Here is a 452-nt window from a genome sequence, read left to right as displayed (position 1 = left end):
GATCAAGCACTTCTCACGACATCATCTCACGCGTTTATAACGGTCAATCACTAAACGTGATTGGCGAAGAAAATGGTTGGTTCAAAATTAACATTAACGGAAAAACAGGCTTTGTTAGTGGCGAATTTGTATCAAAAAGTGGAGCAGCAAACAACAATGTAAGCACAGGTGGAAACAATAAAGTTACCGCTGATGTATTACGTGTACGTACAGCTCCTAACACTTCTAGTTCTGTTTCTGGACGTGTATATGCAGGACAAACATTAAACGTAATTGGACAAGAAAATGGTTGGGTGAAAATTAACCATAATGGACAAGTAGGTTATGTAAGTGGCGAATTCGTATCTGGCGTTTCTTCTAATGGGGGTTCTTCAAACAACAATACGAATAATAACAACCAAGAAGTAAAACCAGCAAGCGGAAACTATACAGTAAATGTATCTTCCCTTCGC

General features: G+C 38.7%; 1 protein-coding gene. It reads left to right on the top strand.

The window, feature by feature from the left end; all coding sequences use genetic code 11:
• Positions 1–452 (top strand): SH3 domain-containing protein (locus MR107_RS30395; RefSeq protein WP_242293183.1); only part of this gene is annotated, 452 nt, incomplete at both ends.

This window comes from Bacillus cereus group sp. BfR-BA-01441 (genome assembly GCF_022663075.1).
GTDB classification, from domain to species: Bacteria; Bacillota; Bacilli; order Bacillales; family Bacillaceae_G; genus Bacillus_A; species Bacillus_A cereus.
The sequence above is the reverse complement of the archived record's forward strand: the minus strand, read 5'-3'. Positions and strand labels throughout refer to the sequence as shown.